Annotated in this window: 16 protein-coding genes; 3 read left to right on the forward strand and 13 right to left on the reverse strand. The window is 63.0% G+C overall.

The window, feature by feature from the left end:
* Positions 1–15: 15 nt before the first annotated feature.
* Complete coding sequence (locus P3G66_RS02045; RefSeq protein ID WP_007731353.1) at positions 16–645, forward strand: GyrI-like domain-containing protein; 630 nt, start codon at positions 16–18, stop codon at positions 643–645.
* A 3-nt stretch (positions 646–648) separates the two neighbouring features.
* On the opposite strand, the gene P3G66_RS02050 is transcribed toward P3G66_RS02045, so the two are convergent.
* From P3G66_RS02050 to P3G66_RS02075, 6 genes are all read right to left on the reverse strand, one after another.
* Complete coding sequence (locus P3G66_RS02050; RefSeq protein WP_003940158.1) at positions 649–1041, reverse strand: S4 domain-containing protein; 393 nt, start codon at positions 1039–1041, stop codon at positions 649–651.
* Between the two features lie 24 nt (positions 1042–1065).
* Positions 1066–1959, reverse strand: a complete 894-nt coding sequence (locus tag P3G66_RS02055) for an oxygenase MpaB family protein (protein ID WP_007731355.1) — start codon at positions 1957–1959, stop codon at positions 1066–1068.
* Positions 1960–2123: 164 nt separating this feature from the next.
* On the reverse strand, positions 2124–2972 hold the full coding sequence (locus tag P3G66_RS02060; RefSeq protein WP_003940434.1) for a 3-hydroxybutyryl-CoA dehydrogenase: 849 nt from the start codon (positions 2970–2972) through the stop codon (positions 2124–2126).
* Between the two features lie 87 nt (positions 2973–3059).
* Positions 3060–4217 carry an acyl-CoA dehydrogenase gene (locus P3G66_RS02065; protein WP_003939784.1) on the reverse strand — a complete coding sequence of 386 codons (1158 nt, stop codon included), beginning with the start codon at positions 4215–4217 and terminating at the stop codon, positions 3060–3062.
* A 159-nt stretch (positions 4218–4376) separates the two neighbouring features.
* A complete protein-coding gene (locus tag P3G66_RS02070; protein WP_030535165.1) occupies positions 4377–5069 on the reverse strand; it encodes a TetR family transcriptional regulator in 693 nt (230 codons plus the stop codon).
* Positions 5070–5097: 28 nt separating this feature from the next.
* Positions 5098–6702: an acyl--CoA ligase family protein gene (locus P3G66_RS02075; RefSeq protein ID WP_231782527.1), complete on the reverse strand. Its 1605-nt coding sequence runs from the start codon at positions 6700–6702 to the stop codon at positions 5098–5100.
* A gap of 131 nt (positions 6703–6833) precedes the next feature.
* On the opposite strand from P3G66_RS02075, the gene P3G66_RS02080 reads away from it, so the two are divergent.
* Together P3G66_RS02080 and P3G66_RS02085 are read left to right on the forward strand one after the other, a co-directional pair.
* Positions 6834–7700 (forward strand): response regulator transcription factor, encoded by an 867-nt coding sequence (locus P3G66_RS02080; protein WP_030535167.1) that lies wholly within the window; start codon positions 6834–6836, stop codon positions 7698–7700.
* Positions 7701–7815: 115 nt separating this feature from the next.
* Positions 7816–9243 carry an amidase gene (locus P3G66_RS02085; RefSeq protein ID WP_003940167.1) on the forward strand — a complete coding sequence of 476 codons (1428 nt, stop codon included), beginning with the start codon at positions 7816–7818 and terminating at the stop codon, positions 9241–9243.
* A 28-nt stretch (positions 9244–9271) separates the two neighbouring features.
* On the opposite strand, the gene P3G66_RS02090 is transcribed toward P3G66_RS02085, so the two are convergent.
* The 7 genes from P3G66_RS02090 to P3G66_RS02120 all read right to left on the reverse strand — a co-directional run bounded on the left by P3G66_RS02090 (position 9272) and on the right by P3G66_RS02120 (position 19182).
* Complete coding sequence (locus tag P3G66_RS02090) at positions 9272–9952, reverse strand: 3'-5' exonuclease (protein ID WP_003940028.1); 681 nt, start codon at positions 9950–9952, stop codon at positions 9272–9274.
* A 123-nt stretch (positions 9953–10075) separates the two neighbouring features.
* Positions 10076–11209, reverse strand: a complete 1134-nt coding sequence (gene menC / locus P3G66_RS02095) for an o-succinylbenzoate synthase (RefSeq protein WP_030535169.1) — start codon at positions 11207–11209, stop codon at positions 10076–10078.
* Positions 11199–12020, reverse strand: coding sequence for a GNAT family N-acetyltransferase (locus P3G66_RS02100; protein WP_007731362.1), 822 nt, complete (start codon positions 12018–12020; stop codon positions 11199–11201). The genes menC and P3G66_RS02100 overlap by 11 nt, the downstream gene beginning before the upstream one ends.
* Complete coding sequence (locus tag P3G66_RS02105) at positions 11998–13161, reverse strand: M20/M25/M40 family metallo-hydrolase (RefSeq protein WP_042925004.1); 1164 nt, start codon at positions 13159–13161, stop codon at positions 11998–12000. Before P3G66_RS02105 ends, P3G66_RS02100 begins: the two co-directional genes overlap by 23 nt.
* Complete coding sequence (locus P3G66_RS02110; RefSeq protein WP_276116120.1) at positions 13158–16517, reverse strand: serine hydrolase; 3360 nt, start codon at positions 16515–16517, stop codon at positions 13158–13160. Before P3G66_RS02110 ends, P3G66_RS02105 begins: the two co-directional genes overlap by 4 nt.
* Complete coding sequence (locus P3G66_RS02115) at positions 16514–17305, reverse strand: ATP-binding cassette domain-containing protein (protein ID WP_003940215.1); 792 nt, start codon at positions 17303–17305, stop codon at positions 16514–16516. The genes P3G66_RS02110 and P3G66_RS02115 overlap by 4 nt, the downstream gene beginning before the upstream one ends.
* Positions 17302–19182 (reverse strand): dipeptide/oligopeptide/nickel ABC transporter permease/ATP-binding protein, encoded by a 1881-nt coding sequence (locus P3G66_RS02120; RefSeq protein ID WP_225320135.1) that lies wholly within the window; start codon positions 19180–19182, stop codon positions 17302–17304. The genes P3G66_RS02115 and P3G66_RS02120 overlap by 4 nt, the downstream gene beginning before the upstream one ends.

The raw sequence follows: 19182 nt of genomic DNA on the forward strand, positions 1-19182 counted from the left end.
TCAGGTGGGTGGCGCATGGAGAAGTACGACGTCAAGAAGGCATACAAGGATCTCTACTCGCCTGGGCGCCGCGATTTTGCCCTCGTGACCGTTCCCCGCTTCGGCTACTTCGCCGTCGACGGTCACGGTGATCCCAACACTGCCACCGAGTACTCCGAGGCGCTCGAAGCGCTGTATTCGGTGTCCTACGCGACCAAATTCGCGAGCAAGAAGGAACTGGATCGCGACTTCGTCGTGGGCCCGCTGGAAGGGTTGTGGCGGGCAGATGACCCCGAGGTGTTCGTGACGCGGGACAAGTCGTCGTGGGATTGGACGATGATGATCTCGCAACCGGAGTGGATCACGGAGACGGAACTGTCTGCGTCGATTGACGCAGTCCGGGCCAAGGCAGTGCGGGCCAAGAAGGAGATTGCCGCTCTCGACAAGGTCAGGTTTCTCGAGTTGGAGGAAGGTCTGTCCGTCCAGATTCTTCACGTCGGCTCGTACGACGACGAAGCTCCCACCCTGGACCGGCTGCACAACACGTTCATCCCGTCGAACGGCCTGAGCTTCAACGGCGATCATCACGAGATCTACCTCAGCGACGCTCGCCGAACGCCGCCCGAGAAACTGAAGACGGTTCTGCGTCAGCCTGTTTCGAGGTAGTGATTACGGCTCGAGGCCGCGCAGCTTCTCGAGGTCGCGTCGCTCGCGTTTGGTCGGTCTGCCGGCGCCACGATCACGTCGCGGAATGGACGCGATCAGTTCGGGCGGTGGTGGGGGCGGCGAATTGTCCTGCAGGCAATCGGCGGCCAGCACGGCGCTGACTCGCTTCGTGATCGGCTTGACCACGACGACGATGCGCTCGATGCCGGATACACGCACCCGCACCTCGTCGCCGGCTTTCACCTGCTGAGCTGCCTTTGCCGACGTTCCGTTGACCCGAACGTGTCCCGATCGGCAGGCGGTCGCCGCCTGCGAGCGTGTCTTGAACAGCCGAACCGCCCACGTCCAGCTGTCCACACGAACACTGATCGCGTCGGAAGGGAGATGAGCTGGCACGCACTCCAGCCTACCGACGAGTGCTCACAGACCCTGCGCGCGGATGCCCGAGTAGGCGCGCGGCGCGTACCGCAGTTGTAGCGGCAGCAGATGCCAGAATCGATCTGTCAATGTCAGGAAGCGGGCGAACCAGAAGTACATTCGTTCGTCGCGCGGCGTCCATTCCCATCCGAGAGTTTCGCGCGCCTTCTCCGGCATCAGTGCCTTGCCGATCCAGTTCGCCACGGCCATCGTGGGGCGTGAGGTCAGACGCCACAGCCACGTCGGAACCTTCGGAGCCGGTGCGATGTCGTGCTCGGCGATGCGCGTCGACCATTTTGTGGTGTGGGTGTTGATCAGGTGGTTGTCGAGCATGTCTTCCCAGTACGTGCGGAAGCTGGCGTAGTCGTCGAAAGCCGGTCGGTCGGTGAGTCCGTAACAGCGCCACCAGGTTACGGCCTCACGGACAAGCTGGTCCTTCTGCTCCGCCGTGAACTTCTTGTACGCGAATCGCTCGTTGAAATCGAGTATCACCTCGAAGAACGTGACGTGTGTCCACCAGAAAGTGTCAGGAGCGAGGGCGTGGTAACGCCCGCCGGTTTCGTCGATTCCTTTGAGATCGGTGTGGAAGTTGCGAACGAGCGTGCCTGTGCCCTCTTCGGTCCGGTCGTACACGACGCCGTAGATGGGCGGCAGTGAGCGGAACAGGCGGTCGAGCGGGTTGTCGAAAAAATTCGAATGATCCTGCAGCGCTCCACTTACCGCGGGATGCATGTTCTGCAGCGTGCCTGCGCGTCCGAGATACAGCAGACCGCGAACGTCGCCGAAGTGTGTCCACGTCAGGGAACCGGGGCCGATCGGATCGGCTCGTAGTTCCCGGGGCTCTGGTCGCGCCTGGGGCTTAGGTCGACGAGTATCGGTGTCCGGATCGCTGCTCATCTGGTTGACCCTCCGCCTGCGCTCATGTGACAACGGTTGTTGTCAAATGATGACTTTTGCTGCGCCGCGCGAATTTGTCAATGGATTCGGCTAGATCTGCCCGAAAACAACTCCGGCCCCTCACCTGCAACAGGTGAGGGGCCGGAAGAGTGAAGCGGTCGGACTCAGGCGTATTCGTAGAAGCCGCGACCGGTCTTCTTGCCGAGGCGACCGGCGTCGACCATGCGGCGAAGCAGCGCCGGCGGAGCGTAGTGCGGTTCTGCGAATTCCGCGTACAGGGACTCTGCCGCTGCGAGGGCAATGTCGAGACCGACGGTGTCGAGCAGCGTCAGCGGGCCCATCGGGTAGCCGCAGCCGCCCTTCATGGCCTCGTCGATGTCTTCTGCTGTGGCGTAGCCGGATTCGAGCATCCGGACAGCCTGGCACAGGTACGGGATGAGCAGAGCGTTGACGATGAAGCCCGAACGGTCGCCCGCGCGAACCGTCTTCTTGCGCAAGGTGTTCTTGGCGTAGTCGGTGACGGCGAGAACGGTCTCTTCGGACGTCGTCAGGCTGACCACGATCTCCACGAGCGGCATGACCGGCACGGGGTTGAAGAAGTGAACGCCGACAACCTGGCCGGGGCGCGAGGTGGCCTTGGCGATCTTGATGACGGGGATCGACGAGGTGTTGGTCGCCAGAATGCCTGCAGGCTTGACGATCTTGTCGAGCTTGCCGAAGATCTCGTACTTGAGAGCTTCGATCTCGGGAGCAGCTTCGATCACCAGATCGCGATCGGCGAACTCTTCCATGTCCAAGGTGACGCGGACGCGTGCGATCGCGGCGTCGGCTTCTTCCTGGGTGATCTTGCCCTTGGCGACGCCGCGGTTGATCGACTTGGCGATCCGTTCGCGAGCAGCGGCGGCAAATTCTTCTTTGGTTTCGAGCACCAGTACCGAGCTACCGGCTTTTGCACAAACTTCGGCAATGCCGGCACCCATGGTGCCGCCGCCGATTACGCCTACGAGTTCCACGATTCTCCTCAAAAATTAGGGGCAAGCCCCTGTGCGCCGTTCCGGTAGTCAGAACTACCAGAAAGGCGCACAGGGGCGCGAAGTGCCTTACTTCAACAGCGCACGCGACATCACGACGCGCTGAATCTGGTTGGTGCCTTCGTAGATCTGCGTGATCTTGGCGTCGCGCATCATGCGCTCGACCGGGAAGTCGGTGGTGTAGCCGGCGCCACCGAACAGCTGCACGGCGTCGGTGGTGACCTCCATGGCAACGTCCGAAGCGAAGCACTTCGCCGCAGCGGAGATGAAGCCGAGGTTCTTCTCGCCACGCTCGGCGCGTGCTGCGGAGGTGTAAACCATCAGACGTGCGGCTTCGACCTTCATCGCCATGTCCGCGAGCATGAACTGAACAGCCTGGAAGTCGCTGATGGACTTGCCGAACTGCTTGCGATCCTTGGTGTACGCCAGCGCCGCGTCGAGTGCGCCCTGGGCCAGGCCGACAGCCTGAGCACCGATGGTGGGACGCGTGTGGTCGAGGGTCTCGAGTGCCGTCTTGAAGCCGGTGCCCGGTTCGCCGATGATGCGGTCGCCGGGGATGCGGCAGTTCTCGAAGTACAGCTCAGCGGTGGGGGAGCCCTTGATGCCGAGCTTCTTTTCCTTCGGTCCGACGACAAAGCCCTCGTCGTCCTTGTGGACCATGAAAGAGGAGATGCCGTTTGCGCCCTTGTCGGGATCGGTGACAGCCATGACGGTGTACCAGGTGGACTTGCCGCCGTTGGTGATCCAGCACTTGGAGCCGTTGAGGATCCAGTCGTCGCCGTCAGCCTTTGCGCGGGTACGCATCGAAGCGGCGTCGGATCCGGCTTCACGCTCGGACAGTGCGTACGACGCCATTCCGCCGTTCACGAGGTCCGGGAGCACCTTGGACTTGAGCTCTTCGGAACCCTTGAGGATCAGGCCCATGGTGCCGAGCTTGTTCACAGCGGGGATCAGCGAGGAGGATCCACAGACGCGGGCGACTTCCTCGATGACGATGCAGGTGGCGACGGAATCGGCGCCCTGGCCGTCGTAAGCCTCGGGAACGTGGATGGCGTTGAAGCCGGACGCGTTGAGAGCGGTGAGCGCTTCCTCGGGGAAACGTGCGTTCTCGTCGACGTCCTTGGCGTACGGCGCGATTTCCTTCTCGGAGAGTCCGCGGATAGCAGCCCGCAGTTCGTCGTGCTCTTCGTTCAGTGCGAAGAGATTGAAATCCGGGTTTCCTGCCATGGGAACGCTCCTTGGTGAAGGTGGCTTGAAGGCGGTCGGTGCGGCTCCGGCGTTACCAGCGAGATTCGCGGACAGACCGGTGCCCATGACCCCAGTCAAACACGGCACTGAGTGCCAGGTCAAGGGATGGGTGTGTGAAGTTTCGGTGCACGAGCAGTGTCAGCCGAGTTGTTCGTGGATTTTTCTGCTGATCTCATCAGCGGACGTGCCCGGGGCAAAGGCTACTACCAGCACGGACTTCGATTCTGGCGTGCTGGTCTTGGACCCGGGTGCCACGCCGTACGTCCGCCGAACGTCGAGCAATGCCTGACTTAGTGCATCAGCTGTGGCGTCCTCGTCGCCTTTGATCATGCTTCGCAAGAGGTAGTTGTGGCACGCGGTGACAGCTGCGGCAAAACCGACAACCTCGAGGACAGGTTCGCGGGGCACAGCGCTGCGCAGGTAGTCGACGAAGAGGCGCTCGTAGCGGAATCCGGTGACGAGTTCGCGGTCGCGAAGAGCCGGAACATGCTGTACGACGCGGTATCGCCGCATCGACAGGTCTCGGTTCCTGCGGAAGAAATCGAACACCAGTCCCGCGGCCTCGCACACGGACGCCCAGGGGTCGGCGGAATCGGACGCGAGGAACTCTGCGACGTGTTCGAGGAGGGACTCGTGATCGGCGAAGATCACGTCTTCCTTGGAGCGGAACTGCCGGAAGAACGTCCGACGCGACACACCGGCGGCAGCGGCGATCTGCTCGACGGTGGTGGCTTCGTACCCGTTCTCCGAGAACAACCGGATCGCTTGAGACGCGACGTGTACCCGAAACTGTGCGGGGTCAGTTCCGGGTACATCGGAGCGCTCGGTCATGGATGCAAGTATCCAGGTTTCGTCGGCGTCAGTTGTCGGCGCGTAGCTGGAACTTGAGAACCTTGCCGGTGGGGGTGCGAGGAAGGTCGAGCGGGAAGACGATGTCGCGGGGAACCTTGTACCCGGCCAGCAAAGTGCGGGTGTGCTCGACGATGTCTTCGGCGGATGCCTGTAATCCCTTGCCCAGCACCACGAATGCCTTCGGGCGCTCGCCCCACTTCTCGTCCGGAACGCCGACGACTGCCACGTCGATCACCGCGGGGTGACTCATGATCGCCTGCTCGACCTCGACGGTGGAGATGTTCTCGCCGCCTGAGATGATGATGTCCTTCGCGCGGTCCCTGAGCTGGATGTATCCGTCGGGATGCATGACGCCGAGGTCGCCGGAATGGAACCAACCACCGGCAAATGCTTCGGCTGTCGCGGCCTCGTCGCGGTAGTACCCGAGCATCACGTTGTTGCCGCGGAGCACGATCTCACCCATGGTCTGGCCGTCGGCGGGGACGTCGTTCATCTCGGCATCGACAACGCGAGCATTTTCGGCCTGCACCATGCCGACTCCCTGACGCGAGAGAAGTGCGGCGCGCTCGGACGGCGGCTTGTCGTCCCAGGCTTCCTGGTATTCGCAGATCGTGTAGGGGCCGTACACCTCGGTGAGGCCGTAGACGTGAACCACGGTGACACCGATGTCTTCGAGTTTTCCGATGATCGTCGGTGACGGGGGAGCGCCGGCGGTGGTGATGCGCAAGGCGTCGACCTTGTGGGCCTGGTCTGCGTCGGCGATGGTGGAGCAGACGGTAGGAGCGCCGCACAGATGTGTCACGCCCAGATTGTCGATGGCGTCCCAGATCGCATCGGCGCGGACCGCGCGCAGGCAGATATGTGTGCCCGCGGCCTGAGTGACGGCCCACGGCGTGCACCACCCGTTGCAGTGGAACATCGGCAGTGTCCACAGATACTTCGTCGCTCCGTCGAAGCCGTTGTGGAATGTCTCGCCGAGCGAGTTCAGGTACGCCCCGCGGTGGGAGTACATGACGCCCTTGGGTTTTCCGGTGGTACCCGAGGTGTAGTTGATGGCGATGCACTGCTGCTCGTCGTCGACGCCCCAGTGCAGTGGCTGATCGGAGAGAGCTTCGCCTTCGGCAATCAGATCGGCGTACTGCCCGGTGACGATTCCGGTGGGAACGTCCGGATAGGGGACGGTGGAGTCCGGGATCTCGACGATCTCACGCAGGCTCCCCACGTTTGCCTTGGACGAGGTGACCGAACCGACGAATTCGGAGTCCACGAACAGGATCGTGGTTCCCGAGTGATCGAGAATGTATTCGAGTTCGGGACCGGCGAGGCGTGAGTTCAGGGCGATCAGGACCCCGCCGGCGAGGGGGACGGCAAAATGCGCGAACAGCATCTCGGGTACGTTCGGCGCCAGGTATGCAACGCGGTCACCGGGCTGAATGCGTTCACGCAGGACGCGGGCCAGAGCCGCGACCTCGTCACCGAACTCTCGGTACGAGTAGGTCCGGTCGCCGTGAACGACGGCGGTGCGCTCGGGGAACACCGCGGCGCTGCGCTCGAGAAAGCGCAGCGGACTGAGCGGGGTGTTGTTGGCTGCAACAGCTGTCGGGACAGACACGGTTCCTCCGAAGGCGACGTGGCACGGTTGGTGTCACGATAAGTGTGATCGGCACTACAAATGGCCTGGATGCACGCTATTGCCCAGCCAAAGGTGCCGCTACCCTCTGAATTGGGTACGTGGAGGTGAGAGTGAGCAGGGTACTGAGACCGAGCGACGACGACGCGTTGCGCGCCGAACTGCGTCGGCTGCACCCCAAAACCGAGTTGCCGGTTCTGTTCGGCGGCTGCGTCAGCGACCGGTCGCTGACCATCACCGGTCACGTCGGCACGCGCAGCAACATCCTGCGAAACCTCCGGATCGACGCCGAATGCGGACTCGGCGGTCGGGCGATCGCAGAACAACGACCGGGCGCGGTCCAGGACTACGCGAACTCGTCGCACATCACTCACGACTACGACTATGAAGTGGGTACCGAAGCGATTGAATCCTTGATGGCAGTCCCCATCGTCGTACGCGGGGTTACTCGCGGAGCGATCTACGGAGGACTGCGTGCCAACCTGCCGATCGGCGACGTGATCGCAGAGACGATGATGCGATCGTCGTACGCGTTGGCCCGAGAATTCGAGATTCGCGACGAAGTGGATCGTCGGGTGGCGATGCTCGATACCGCTGCGGTGGAACATGGTTCGAACCGCGATGCCCAGATATCCGAAGGGTTGACCGAGAGCGTCCTGGCGCTCGGCGAGATCGCGGCGAACCTCGAGGACATGGCTCTCAGCGCGCAGGTCCTCGCGGTCGAGGCAAAGTTGCGGGCGTTGGCGTCGCCGAAACCTTCCGCGAACACTCCAGTCGCGAACACCGTTGTCCTGTCGCCACGCGAGCGGGAGGTGATGGGGTACGTCGCTCTCGGACTGCGCAATGCCGAGATCGCCGAGAGGTTGTCCCTGAGCGTCGAAACGATCAAGACGTACATGAGGAATCTGATGGGAAAACTCGACGTCCGCAGTCGTCACGAAGCGGTCGTGGAAGCGCGGCGGCAAGGTTTGATTCTGTGAGGGCTTGATTCTCTGATCGGTCCCGCCAAGCGGAATTTCGGAACTGCGTCGCCACTCCGGTTGATATGACGGACCTCACTATCGGCAGAGTTCGACACGAGTGATGAGGGCATCGATGCAGGATTTGTTCGACAACAACGACATGACCGGCCTGGCCGAAGCGATCAAGAGCGGCGACGTCTCCGCCAAGGAAGTCCTCGAGTTCAGTCTGGACAGGCTCGACGAGCGCAACCCGGCAGTCAACGCGGTGATCAGTGAGCGCCGAGAGGAAGCGCGCAACGAGGTATCAGGCGGCCTGCCGGATGGTCCACTGCAGGGCGTCCCGTTCGTGATCAAAGACCTCGGCATGGACGTCGCAGGATTGCCGAGCACCAATGGATCTCGATTGTTCGCCGACGCTGTGGCAGAAAAAGATTCGACGCTCGTCGAGCGCTACCGCCAGGCTGGTCTGGTTGTCATCGGCAAGACGAACACCCCGGAGTTCGGCAAGAACGCGAGTACCGAACCTGCGCTGTTCGGACCCACCCGTAACCCTTACGCCCTTGATCGTTCGCCCGGCGGATCTTCGGGTGGCACGGCTGTAGCTGTTGCCGTCGGGATCGTGCCAGGCGGGCATGCCAGCGACGGTGGTGGATCGATCCGTATTCCCGCATCTGCCTGCGGCCTGGTAGGCCTCAAGCCGAGCCGAGGACGTACTCCGACGGCACCGGCGCGCACGCTCTTCTCGTCGCCGATGAGTGTTCATCACGCGCTCACCCGAAGTGTCCGCGACACTGCGTTGCTTCTCGATCTGTCCGCCGGGCCGACAGTGGGCGATCCTTACGTGATCCTGGCGCCTAAGCGGCCGTACATCGAGGAAGTGGGTGCCGATCCCGGACGGTTGCGGATCGGTCTGAGTAACGCTCTTCCTGACGGCACACCGGTGGACCCGGAGTGCTCGGCCGTCGCGACCGGTGTTGCCGGCCTGCTCGAAGAACTCGGTCACGATGTCACCGAGAGTGCCCCGAACTTTCCGCTCGATGCGCTCACTGCCGGGCTTTCGGTGTTGATGGGCATTCCGATGACGATCGAGGTCGACGAACGACTCGACGCCCTGAACCGCGCGATCCGCGACGACGACCTCGAGCCGATGGCGCGGATGATCTACGACCGCGCGAAGTCCGAAAGTGCGACGAACGTTGTCAAGGCATTGCAGGAACTCGAGCGGGCCGCCCAGGTGATCGGTGCGTTCTTCGTCGATCACGACCTGTTGCTGACTCCGACGATGGCTCGGCCGGCAGCTCCGCTCGGTCTGCTCGATACGGCGAATCCTATGTCGATCTGGGAGCATTCGGCCGGGTACAGCGGCTTGACCAGTCCGTTCAACAGTTCAGGTCAGCCGGCGATTTCCTTGCCGATGGGTCATGACTCGGCCGGCGTTCCGATCGGCGTGCAGTTGGTCGGCGCGTTCGGCCGTGAAGATCTGCTGATTCAGGTTGCGTCGCAGCTCGAAACAGCCCGTCCGTGGTCCATTGCGCCGGTGTGGCCGCCGGTCCCGGCGTAGCGCGCGGTCGTCCGAGCCGGGGAGGACGTCAGGCGATGATGCGAATCGGCCACTGGCCGTTCACATCTGCCACGTCCCTCCCTTGGCTGAGAAGGTACTCGGCGAAATCGCGTTGCCGCTCGGCGTGCCAATCGGCTTGATCGACCATGAGATCGAGCCCCAGGATGTCGGGGAACCGCACGGCCAACTCGCGGGCCAACGCTGCCGCAGCTTTGGCATCGGCCTCGGCTTCGTGCGCCGACTCCAATGAAATTCCGTAGTGCTCGCACACGGCCGCAAGCGTTCGCTTGCCCTTGCGGAACGTATCCATCGCCCGATCGATCACGTACGGATCGATCACCAACCCCGGAACGAATGCAGGCTTGCCGATGCGCAGACCCTCGGCATGCATGACCGTCAGATCATAGGAGGCATTGAACGCCACGACGGCGTGATCGCGCGCCCAGGAATTGTGCAGAGCCTCGCGAATCTCTTCGTAGCCCTCGGAATAATCCTGGCCGTGTTGCGCCGCGAACTCGGTGCTGATGCCGTGAACAGCCGAGGCGCCGGCGGGGATGTCGACGCCGGGATCGAGTAGCCACGTGCGTGTTTCGACACTCGAACCGTCGATCACCGCGACGCAGGCACTGACGATACGAGCGGTCGACGGATCCCGCCCCGTGGTCTCGAGGTCGAACGCGCAGATCGGGCGATCGGACCAGCTACTCATCGGGGGCCTTTCGGTGCAGAACGTCATGTCCGAATCACTATGCACCCCCCTACCGACACAAACGACGAACAGCCACCTCCGGGGTGACGGTGGAGGTGGCTGCTGCGTGACTGTGTGACGGACCTACAGAATCTCGGTTCCGACCGTGAAGCGATCCATGACGTCTTCGCGCGGAGTCACACCGAAGCCCGGTCCCTGCGGCACGGCGATGTGGCCGTCCTCGATGACAAAAGGTTCGGTGATGTCTTCCTTGTAGAAGCGATCGGACGCCGAGATGTCGCCGGGCAGCGTGAATCCGTCCAGCGCCGCGAGGGCTGCGTTGGCGGCGCGGCCGATTCCGGTCTCGAGCATTCCGCCGCACCACACCGCAATACCGTGCGCCGAGGCGAGATCGTGGATGCGCTTGGCTTCCAGATATCCACCTACGCGGCTTGGCTTGATGTTGATGACCGAAGCGGCGCCGAGCGTGATGGCATCCGCCGCATCCTTGGCCGACTCGACCGACTCGTCGAGGCAGATCGGAGTCGAGAGGGACTGGGCAAGCTTGGCGTGCTGCACCAAATCGTCCTCGGCCAGCGGCTGTTCGATGAGGAGCAGTGCGAATTCGTCCAGGCGGCGCAGCAACTGCGCGTCGACGAGGGTGTACGCGGCATTCGCGTCGACCTGCAGAGGAACGTCGTAGCCGAACTCCTTGCGCACCGCAGCCACGGGAGCGATGTCCCAGCCCGGCTTGATCTTCAGTTTGATTCGCACGTAACCCTGCGACAGATAATTACCGACGGTTTCGAGTAGCTGCGGAATGCTGTCCTGGATGCCGACGGACACTCCCGAGGGCACCCGAGTGCGAGTGGCACCGAGGTACCGAGCGAAAGACTGTCCACGAGCGCGCAATTCAGCATCGAGGATTGCCATTTCGATAGCCGACTTCGACATCTGGTGACCCACGACGTGGTGAAGTACGCTGCCGACCGTCTCGGCCGAGAGCGGCTGATCCGACTGCGACTTACGCAGCGTCGGAACGAGATACTCGCGAAGCATCGCCCGCGCACCAGCGGTGTATTCGGAGTTGTAGTACGGATCGCTGAGCGAGCCGCACTCGCCCCAGCCGACGGTCTCCACCGGACCGTTGGGGCCGTCGGTGGTGCCGCTCACTTTCAGGACGAGGGTGTTGCGCTCGAGCTGGGTGCTGAATGACGTGGTGAAGGGGGAGACGAGAGGGATGCGCAGTTCGCGCAATTCGACGGACTCAATGTGCATGGACTTGCTCTTCTCCGGTTGTCTCGCAGATTTTCGTGAACATGTAATAGCCGCTGGGGTCGAAGCCGGTCGATTGCCATTCCTTCGAGGCGATCAGTGGTTCGAGGTACTCGCGAAGCGCGTGTCGCCAGGCAAAGGCAGAGGCGCGGTCGACTGTTCTCAGATGCTCGATGTCTCTGGGTATTCCGACTGCGATATCGACGCAGTCGGGTGGGATCGGGAGCATTCGAGGCGTACCGTCTTCGGTGGGTTGAAGCACCTTGAATGTATCATTCACGGCCACAGTAGAACTCGGAGACCCATCGACGTCGAGGTCCCAACTGACGAGCATACGATCGCTGGCGTCGCCTGCGTTGATTCCGTCTGCCATCGACCCGTAGAAATCCGGGTTGTATTCGGCCGGTTCGGCTCCGAGACGCTGAATGTTGAAATAGGCATTTCGTGCGACCAGTGGATCGAAGGTCCACCGGATCGTCCTGACGCCGCGCTCGATGCACCAGTCTCGCTGATGATGCTTGAGGGCGCGGCCGATTCCCTTGCCTGCGTGTCCCGGTAGTACTCCGGCGATGTGTGAGTGCAGAACCTCGCCGAGAGGCTCGACGAAGAATCCGACGCAACCACCGATCATTTCGCCTTCGGAAAAGGCTCCCACCACGTAGTGACCACCGTGGTGAAGCGCAACCAACATCGCAGTGCCGAAATGAGCCGGTCCGGGACTGGTAGCCCAGATCTCGTCGAAAACGGCGGATAGATCGGCTATTTCGCGGGTATCGACCAGTTCTCGAAACTCAACCGCTTTGCTTTTCGACACGAGGGCCCCCTTCAGACGTGATCGAACGAATAAGGCCCGCAACCAACGCCGTTCTCGGAGCGATTGCGGACACGAGCGCATGCTCGGTCTCGGCGTGTGCACCGCCGCCGACGCCACCGAGGCCGTCGAGGGTGGGGATGCCGATGCCGGCAGTGAAGTTTCCGTCCGAGGCTCCGCCGACGGCGAGGCCGACGGGAGGAGTCAGATCATGCTCGAGCGCAACGCGTTCCGCCAACGCCAGCAACGGTGCGGACATCGTCGCTTCGAGAGGGGGACGGTTGACGCCACCCGAGACCGTGACTACGGCTGCGGGGTGGATTGCCTGCAGGGCTCGGATATTCGCATCGACGCGCTCCTGCTCGGCGGCGCTGGTTGCGCGCACGTCCACGTCGACGAAGGCTTCTGCCGGAACGGTGTTGGTTGTGGTTCCGGCTGAAATGACAGTCGGGGTGACGGTGGTTGCCTGTGCCGGCGAGGACAAGTCGTTGATCGCGATCACGAGACGAGCCAGTTCTACTGCAGCGTTGATGCCTTTTTCCGGCTCCAGCCCGGCGTGGGCGGCGCGACCGGCAACATGGATCCGATACAGCGACACTCCCTTGCGGACAGTCTTCAGTTCGCCACCGTCACCGCCGGCCTCGAGAACCAGTACCGCGCCTGCCGCAAGTTCCTCGATGAGGGACCGCGACGTGGGTGAACCGATTTCTTCGTCACCGGTCACGAGGAGTGTGATTCCGTCGAGTGCATCGTCGCCGTGCAGCTCCCGGACGATAGCGAGGGCGTGGATTGCCTGAACGACACCAAGTTTCATGTCGAGTCCGCCCGGACCTCGGAGCGCTCCGTCGGTGACGGCTGCGGGCAGGCGTGTCAGGGTGCCGATCGGCCACACGGTGTCATGATGACCGAGCAGCATCAGCCGCGTCGGTGAGCTGCCGAAACGGGTCACCAGATGGGTACGGCCTTCCGTCACTATCGACTCCGGTGTCACGCCGAGTCGTTCGTGGACAAGGTCTGACGTCCACTTCGCGCTGCGGGCAACAGCTTCGAGATCGTGTGACGGCGACTCGACTTCGATGAGCGCGATGGCGTCCTCGAGGATCTGAGGAAGTTGGCGCTCGGCCAGATCGCGGAGAATGGTCATCGGTTGTTCACTCGCGGATACGCGCGGCTTCCGACGTGTAGCAATTGTGTACTCCCGTTGTCGGAGAAAGTGATCCGGATCCAACCCGCTGATTGAGGTAGTTGGGTCGCGAATACTCCAGGGTGAACTTCGATCAGGCTGAGAGAGACGGACTCTGCGCTTTCGGCGGTGACCGAAGGGTCGATGTGATCGGTGCGGCGGGCGGTCAGGGAACCGCCGGTCCTTTCCAAGACGAAATCGGCTGCGGCATCGCGGTACAGGCCGCACAGCGCATCGAGTTCTTCAGGTGAGGACGTGACGCGGGTGTGGGGGTCACCAGGCGAGAATGCCGGTGTCACACTGACGCCGCCTATGGAACCGATTACTTCAGCCAGAAGATCGCCGGAGAGAGCGTCCATTGCTCCACCGTTGGCCATCAGGACCACGGCTAGACCGCACGACGGCACCACTCGCAAGAACGACTGCTGGCCGAGAGTTCCGCCATTGTGGCCATGAGCCAGTACCCCGCCCCAATTATGCAGCAGCCACGTGGTTCCCATGATGTCCGCTGACGACACGTCACCGATCTGGCGGCGCTCCTCGAGCATCGCCAGATGGGTGGACCGCTGAAGCAGAATCGGATCCTCGCGCATCGAATCCTGCGCGAACAGAAGAAGGTCCTCGGCGGTGCTGTTGATGAGACCGGCGGGGCCCATCGAGCGAGGGATGAGGAATTGTGGTGTCTGCTCGAGGTCGTCGGCAGCGCCGACGTGCCCGACTGCAGCGCGGTGCAGTGCCGTCTCCTCAGGCAGGGTCGTGGTTTTGGTCAGGCCGAGCGGTTCGATGATCCGCTCGCGCAGAACCGCGTCCCAACTCTTACCTCGGAGAACCTCGATGATTCGTCCGGCGATCACGAAGCCGGTGTTGCAGTACGACCAATCGGTGCCGGGGGCGAAGAGCTGCACCGTTGATTTCAGTGATGCGACGTATCGCTCGACGCAGTCGTCGCCGCGCCCGCCGTCGATGAAAACGTCACCGTCGATGCCACTGGTGTGAGTCAACAGGTGGCGAGTCGTGACCGTTTCGGTGGCTACCGCGTCGGCAACTGCGAAGTCCGGCAGGATGTTCCGGACAGGTGAGTCGAGATCCAGCAATCCTTCTTCGACGAGCTGCATGATCAGGGTGGCCGTCCAGACCTTGCTGATCGAACCCATCTGGAACAGCGTGTCGGGCGTAGCCGCGACGCCGGTGCGGGTACTGACGACACCGGACGTGACCACGGTGCGGGAGAATCCGCTGCGGGTTGTGGTCAGAATTCCCAGTGAGGCGCCGGGCACCCCGTACTTCGCACTCAGGGTGTCGAGTCGGTACTGCCAGTAGTCGGGATCGACCGTGGTCAGTGCGGGCTTGGGGGAGAGGTGCCGTTCGATCCAGTCGACGAGACGAGTGCTGTACTCCAGTCGGTGGGACGGCCGACCCGTCAACACGAAGGCATGTGACGCGTCCGGGAAAACCACCAACTCGGTCGGGGTGCCGGCCAAACGCAGTCCACCGAACCACTGTTCGGCCTGGTTGACCGGGCAACGGACGTCGCTGCCGCCGTGAAGGATCAGCGTCGGTGTCGTCACCTGGGAGACTCGCCCCAGCGGCGAAAGTTCCCGTACCCGAGATGACTGCGGGTCGAATTCGACCGTCTGCAGCAAGATGCCCTCGTCCGAGGGGCCGGCTGTGTTCGCGATGTCGCAAACGAGACCACCGGCGACTGCGACGGCAAACCGATCGGTGACGGACGTCAGGGCGCACGTCATGAATCCGCCGTAGCTGTAGCCCGTGAGTACCAGTTGCTTCGGATCGGCCATCCCCTCGGCGACAAGGGTTTCGACCGGTTCGAGCAGGTCGGCACGATCCGCCTCACCCCAGCCGTCCCGCACACCGTCGAAGAAGTCGTTTCCGTAGCCGTCACTTCCGCGCGGATTGATCATCAAGACCGTGAATCCCAGCGCGACCAGTTCCGCGTGGTATGCGTGCATCACGGTGGGCGTTCCGGTCCAGGCATTGTGTGGTCCGCCGTGGACGTCCAGAACCAGCGGACCGGCGCCCGTGACGTTCGGGTCGCGCAGGATCCAACCCTGAACACGGGTGCCGTCGCTGATGTCGAACCAACGCTCGGAGGCGACTGGAAACGCGACGGAAGTTGTCAGTTCCGTGTTCAATTCGGTGACCGTTTCGACTGCACGAGTCTCGAGGTCGATGACGGCGACCTCGCCGAAGGATGTCGCCGTTGCCAGCGCGACGACGGCTCGCCCGGACGTCAGGGCAAGGCCTGAGACCACTGTCCGCTCGCCGGTGAGAAGTGGTGAGACGGAGCCTGATCCGAAATCGACCTTGTGCAGTTCGGTGGAGCCGTGGTTGCGGATGCAGAAGACGATGTCGCCGTCGGCGGTGAAACTCGGTGCGCCACCGGGATAACCGGTTCCGCCCGGCATGACGTTTCGGTCGAGTCCGGACGTCAGGCTGCGGTCTTCCACTCGCTGGTCGCGGTGCAGGACAAGAAGTTCGTTGTTGTGAATGATCGGTGTGTGCCAACCGACGGCTACGACCGCGTCGCCGGCAGGTGTCCATGCAAGTGGTCCTGCGATGCCGCGTGCGTGCCCCAACATCCGCGGAGTGGAGGCGAGATCAGTTAGCGATACGGTCCAGGCGGAACTCGCCCGCGTCAGATCGGCGTCGCCGTCCATCGCCGCGGTGAAAGCCAGTTCGGTGCCGTCGGGACTGTACGCGGGATGCGAAGCGTCCCAATCGCCGTCCGTCAGCTGCCGAAGCGAGCCGGCGGCCAGATCGAACTCGAACAAGTGCGCCCGAACGCTGCCCCGGACACCGGATCCGTCGACCTTGTAGTTGAGGTGCTTCGCCACCAAGAGGCATGACGATCCGGCGGCAGTGCGGTCGACGGGGGCGCTGAAGGCGATCCGAGCGCCGTCAGGAGAGAACACCGGTGCCCCCGCGCCGAGCGGGAGCTGCGCCGTGGTGGTCAGCTGTGTTGCCGGACCCCCGGTGGCGTCGACCTTCCACAGTTGTGGTGTGCCCGAGGAATCCGGCCGAACGAAGACCAACAGCGTCGAAACGGGATGCCAAGCCGGCGAGGTGTCGGCAGGTCCCGCGGTGAGCTGTAGTTGCGGGGAAGCCAACCAGATCGAGTGCTCGTTGGTATCCGCAGCCGGATTCGATTCGGTACGTACGTATGCAATGCGTCCCGACGCCGATACGGCGATGCTGGTCGGTGTAACCACGGACGCGTAATCCTGGATTCTCGCCGAACGACGTTCTTCGGCACGGGCTACGGCTGCGGGAGAGTCGAGAGTGGTCGGCGTTGTCATTGGAACATCGGCTCCCCGAATGTCGGGATCGCGGACAACAGCTTTGCCGTGTACGGCTCCTTGGGCGAATCGATCACGTCGAGAACCGGCCCGTGCTCGACGATCTCGCCGCCGAGCATGACTGCGACGTGGTCACAGACGTAGCGGATCACCGCCAGGTTGTGACTGACGAACAGAACCGTCAGACCAAGCTGCTTCTGCAGATCCACCAACAGATTCAGAACCGCGCCCTGCACGGACACGTCCAGAGCGGAGGTGATTTCGTCGGCAAGCAGAACTGCCGGTGCGGCTGCCAAAGCCCGCGCGAGGGCAACGCGTTGGCGCTGACCACCCGACAACGACGATGGGTATTCGTGCGCCTTCTCCACCGGCAGTTGGACGGTGGTGAGGAGTCGAGCGACCTCGGCAGCGCGGTCGCCGCGGCTGCGCCGAGCTTTGTCACGACGCTCGGTGGACCGCAGCGCCTCGGCGAGTGACTGGCCGATGGTCATTCGCGGGTCGAGGCACGAGTACGGATCTTGGAAGACCATCTGGATCCGGTGGCGCAGACGAGCCGTCGCGCCGCGGGCGTGAGCGACGTCCACACCGTCGAGAAGGATCTGGCCGGAACTGGGCTCGGCCAGGCCGACAGTTGCTCGCGCCAGTGTCGACTTTCCGGAACCCGATTCACCGACGAGACCGACCACCGATCCGGAGGGGATGTCGAGATTGATGTTCTTGACGGCGTGGAATTTTTTCGAACCGCTACCGAGGTGGACGTTGACGTCACGGAATTCGAGTCTGCTCATCGGATCTCCTCTGCAACAGCCAACAGTTCTTCCAACTCGATGTCGGCGGTGCTCTCCTCGGCGTCGAGGCTCTCCACCTGCCAGGCTTCGTCGACGGTGGCAAGCGGCTTGTCGCGATCGGTGCTCATGGTGGGGACCGCGGCGATCAGCGCGCGGGTGTACGGATGCTTTGCACGGCCGGCAATCAGATCGTCGACTGCGATGTCTTCGACGATTTCGCCGGCAAACATGACGAGGACACGGGTGCACATGCCGGTGATGACGGCCATGTCGTGCGAGATGAGAAGGATTGCGGCGCCGGTTTCTTCGCGAACCTCGTGGAGCAGCCCGAGGACCTCACGCTGAACGGTCACGTCGAGCGCAGTGGTGGGTTCGTCCGCGATGATCAGAGCGGGCTTACCCATCAGACCCATGGCGATCATCGCGCGCTGACGCATACCGCCGGAGAACTCGTGGGGGTACTGCTTCGCACGCCTGGGCGCGTCGGGGATCTTGACGGCGTTCAGTCGCTCGACTGCCGCCTTCTTCGCGTCGGCCTTGCTCATACCTTCGTGGAGCCAACCGATCTCGGCGACCTGGTATCCGACCTTGAGAGACGGATTCATGGACGACATCGGATCCTGGAACACCATCGCCATACGTGTGCCGAGTTGGCGGGCAACCTTGCGCGAAGCCGCGTCGTCCGGCCGCTTGCCGTCCTTCATCAGCACGGTGCCGTCGAACTCGATGAGCCCGGCGTCGACCACGGTGGGGTGGTCGGTCAGCTGCGCGATTGCCATGCAACTCAGTGACTTTCCGGACCCGGATTCACCGACGATGCCCACGGTTTCGCCGCGGTGAACTGTAAAACTGATGTTGTCGACGGGGCGACGCCAGTCGTCACCCGCGGGGACTGCGACGGACATGTTGCGGACGGTCAGTACCGCGTCTTCGTCGGTGGGCGCCGAATCGGCCTGGGCAGTTTTCCGGTTGATCGGCTTCCACTTCGGCAGGCGACTGCTGATCGGGCTGCGAACTCCCGCGCCGCGAGCAATGGCCTCGCCGAGCAGCGTGAAGGTCAAGCCGGCGAGCACGACGGCGATGCCGGGGGCGAGTGCGGTGGCCGGGTTGACGAAGATCTTCGACAGACCTTCGTTGAGCATCCGGCCCCAGTCGAATGCAGGCGGCTGAATGCCCAAGCCGAGGAACGAGAGTCCGGCGAAGACCACGAGGCCGCTGCCGACAGCGATGCTGGCATTGACGATGAGTGGTTCACGGATATTGGGGAGAATGTGGCGGAACAGCAGCCCCGGCTTGGTAACCCCGAGGATGCGTGCTGCGTCGATGAAGTCGCGTCCGTTGACCGACGAAGCCAGTGCGTACGTCAACCTCGCGAACGGCGAGGCCAGGGCGAGACCGATGGCGATCACCGCGCTGCCAGCACCCTGTCCGAGAACGACCAACAGGAAGATCGCGAGGAGCAGTCCGGGGAATGCGATGGCGAAGTTGAGGAATGCCACGACCATTCGTCCGACCCAGCGGGGAGCGAGCGTCGGGAGCGTACCGAGTATCAGGCCAATTGTGACACCGAGTGCGACGGCTCCGAGAGCCATGAGCACCGACAGTCTCGCGGCGGTCATCGTGCGGGCGAAGACGTCACGCCCGCCGGCGTCGGTGCCGAAGATGTGCTCGGAACTCGGTCCCTGAGAGAGTGCCTTCGGGTTGGCTGCGACAGCGGCGTCACCCCAGATCATCGGTCCGAAGATGACGAGGGCGATCAGAGCGGTCAGGAAGGTGAGGGCCAGGATTCCCAATGGGGTGCGGAACGTTCCGACGATCCAGTGTCGTCGCGGGGGCGTCTTGGGGGCCGCAGTGGGGGCCGTAGGTGAGGTGCTCAA

Source organism: Rhodococcus sp. C3V, assembly GCF_029269915.1.
GTDB classification, from domain to species: domain Bacteria; phylum Actinomycetota; class Actinomycetes; order Mycobacteriales; family Mycobacteriaceae; genus Rhodococcus_F; species Rhodococcus_F qingshengii.

Coding starts and splice junctions, on each gene's coding strand:
- P3G66_RS02105 (WP_042925004.1), bottom strand. CDS start 13,161: ATGACCATTCTCCGCGATCTGGCCGAGCGCCAACTTCCTCAGATCCTC.
- P3G66_RS02065 (WP_003939784.1), bottom strand. CDS start 4,217: ATGGCAGGAAACCCGGATTTCAATCTCTTCGCACTGAACGAAGAGCAC.
- P3G66_RS02055 (WP_007731355.1), bottom strand. CDS start 1,959: ATGAGCAGCGATCCGGACACCGATACTCGTCGACCTAAGCCCCAGGCG.
- P3G66_RS02110 (WP_276116120.1), bottom strand. CDS start 16,517: ATGACAACGCCGACCACTCTCGACTCTCCCGCAGCCGTAGCCCGTGCC.
- P3G66_RS02090 (WP_003940028.1), bottom strand. CDS start 9,952: ATGAGTAGCTGGTCCGATCGCCCGATCTGCGCGTTCGACCTCGAGACC.
- P3G66_RS02070 (WP_030535165.1), bottom strand. CDS start 5,069: ATGACCGAGCGCTCCGATGTACCCGGAACTGACCCCGCACAGTTTCGG.
- P3G66_RS02085 (WP_003940167.1), top strand. CDS start 7,816: ATGCAGGATTTGTTCGACAACAACGACATGACCGGCCTGGCCGAAGCG.
- P3G66_RS02045 (WP_007731353.1), top strand. CDS start 16: ATGGAGAAGTACGACGTCAAGAAGGCATACAAGGATCTCTACTCGCCT.
- menC (WP_030535169.1), bottom strand. CDS start 11,209: ATGCACATTGAGTCCGTCGAATTGCGCGAACTGCGCATCCCTCTCGTC.
- P3G66_RS02115 (WP_003940215.1), bottom strand. CDS start 17,305: ATGAGCAGACTCGAATTCCGTGACGTCAACGTCCACCTCGGTAGCGGT.